Raw genomic sequence first — 2,409 nt, forward strand, 5'->3', positions numbered from 1 at the left:
ACCCAGATCGCGGCGCGGTCCTCCTATCGGGACCGCCTGTCGATGCCGACCGCCGACGAGGCCGCGGCTGCATCCATGACCGGGTGACCGATCACCCCAATCGGGGGCCAGGACGTCGGGACCGAGAGGCCCTCGGTCCCCTTCGAGAAAGCGGTCCGGGACGGCGACGCTCCACGCGAGTGTCGAGCACGTCGTCTCGGGTCAGGTCGGCCGACAGCCCTCCCCAGCTGAGGCCGATCGGTTCGGCGCCGGTTTCCCCCGAGCGGCGTCGGACTTCACCGGTGTCCCCGGCCGGTGCGAAAGGCCCTCGGCCGCTGCGCTCCCCAACGCGACGGTCGGGGGTCTTTCCTCGTTGCCGGGCCTGTGTCCGGTCGCCCGGTCGGCGACGAGGAGGGATCGACGGGCGGGGCGGGTCGGCGCGGCGTGGCCTGGCGGCGACGTGGTCCCGCGTGGGGCATGATGCCGTCGCGCGGGAGGCCGGCGTCCGCGGGACGTCGGGGCGAAGATGTGCGAGTCGTCTGCCACCGGCCGGTCCCCGCGGAGGGAGGGTACGCGCCCGTCCTCGCCCGGCGGCTCAGGCCCGTCGGGCGGTGAGGCCGTACTCGTAGATCTCGAGCATGGTGAGGGCCTCCTCGGGGTCGGTGCCGTAGGACGCGAGGCACGCGACGAGGGCGTCGAGGTGGGCGGGGTCGTAAAGGCCGACACGTTCGGCGCCGCAGGTCTCGACGCGGCCGAGGCCGAGTCTGCGGAACATCGCGATCGCCTCGACCATCGTGAACAGGTGGATGCTGCCCCGGTGGAGAAGCCCGGCGTCGCGGTACTCGAAGCGGTCGTGGAGGAGGAGGGGCAGGACGACGGACCAGTGCTTGACGTTGGGGATCCCGGCGACGACGACGCCGTCGGGGGCGAGGGCCGGCAGGATCGCGGCGAGGGTGGCCTCGGGGTCGACGAGCCGGTCGAGGACGTCGACGGCGAGGACGGCGTCGAAGCCGCCTCGGGGCAGGTCGAGGTCGGAGAGCCGGTTGAGGTCGACGTCGACGACCCGGTCCAGGCGGTCGTGGGCCTGTTCGAGGTGCCCGCCGCCGTGGTCGAGACCCGTCACGCGCGCCCCGGTGAGGGCCGTGAGGGCGGCGCCCAGCGCGCCGTCGCCGCAGCCGAGCTGGAGGACCCGCCCGGCAGTGGGGGGAACGGCTTCGAGGAGTCGGTGGTGGCGGGCGGTGATCTCGACGTCCACGACCCCCTCGGGCGCGTGGGGTGCGGGCACGGAGCCGTACCGTTCGGGCCTCTGGTGTGTCCCCTCGAGGCGGGCGACGTGGTGCTCGAGGGCGCCGAGGCCGACGGAACGCGCGTGGCGCCCCTGCCACACCGCGGCCGCCTGGCGGTAGGTGGCGTCGGCGTCGTCGGGGTCGGCGTGACGTGTCACCCCGATCGTCGCGACGGCGACGTGGAACCCCGCCTCACGCACGCGATGGCAGAAGTCGACCTCGAAGCCGCCCGGCCCCGTGAACGCGACGTCGTCGAACCGGAACCGCGCCGCGAGGTCGGGACGGAGCACCATGCAGGCGCCGTCGACGTAGTCGACGAGGGTCCCGCCGCGCGGAGTCTCCTCGCCGCTGCGGCCTGGGGCGCCTGGGGCGGGGGACGGGCCTGCCGTCTGCCACCACCGCAGGTCGGCGTCCACGCCTCCGACGCCGATGACGGCGAGGTCCGGGTCGCTCTCGAAGGCGGCGAGGATCCCGCACCGGAAGTGGGGGTCGACGATCTCGACGTCGTCACGGAGGAGCACGACGGCCTCGACTCCCTCGAGGTCGAGGCAGGCGTCGAGGACGTCGTTGTACGTCTTCGCGACGGGGACGTCGGGGGAGGACATGAGGGTGGCGTCCTCGCCTCCGTAGGCCGCGATGGCGGGGAGGCAGTGCCGGTCGAATCTCTCGGGGGAGTCGACGCAGACGCCGAAGACGAACATGCCCGCCCTTTCCTTGCGCGTTCCGTGCCGGGTCGGAGGGTGAGTCCTCCTCCGTCACCCCATCGGCGAGGTCGGGGCGTCACTGAGGTCCGTGTCCGCGGCGGTCCGTCCTCGGCCGGAGGGGTGCGGTCGGGACGACGGAAAGGGGATTCGCCGCCGTCGTACGCGTCCAGAACGATCGCCCGACCATGATCGTCGTATCCGTGTATCCCTGCGGAGAGGGTGTCGTTTCGCGGTTGCGCAAAGCCCCGGTGGAAGGTCCTCATGCATTCAAGCATTGGGTTGAAAAAGTATGAAAACGGTAATGAGCAGCCGTGTGACCTGGGCGGTCTCGCGATGTGGACCACCTTGGAGGGGGGTCGGGAGGTTCTTAGCGTGGCAGTGTGGCCGCATTACCGGGTGGGGTGGAGAACATGAATCGGGCAGGATCGAGGCAGGTGAAC

At 71.9% G+C, this 2,409-nt stretch carries 1 protein-coding gene; it reads right to left on the reverse strand.

Annotation, left to right across the window (positions count from 1 at the left end):
- Positions 1–574 precede the first annotated feature (574 nt).
- Positions 575–1,966, reverse strand: a complete 1,392-nt coding sequence (locus tag MOPEL_RS15615) for a methyltransferase (protein WP_009481208.1) — start codon at positions 1,964–1,966, stop codon at positions 575–577.
- Between the last annotated feature and the right edge of the window lie 443 nt (positions 1,967–2,409).

Source organism: Mobilicoccus pelagius NBRC 104925, assembly GCF_000247995.1.
Lineage (GTDB): Bacteria > Actinomycetota > Actinomycetes > Actinomycetales > Dermatophilaceae > Mobilicoccus > Mobilicoccus pelagius.

Bases quoted from the DNA above. Each gene is read 5' to 3' on its own strand.
- MOPEL_RS15615 (WP_009481208.1), bottom strand. From the start codon at position 1,966: ATGTTCGTCTTCGGCGTCTGCGTCGACTCCCCCGAGAGATTCGACCGG.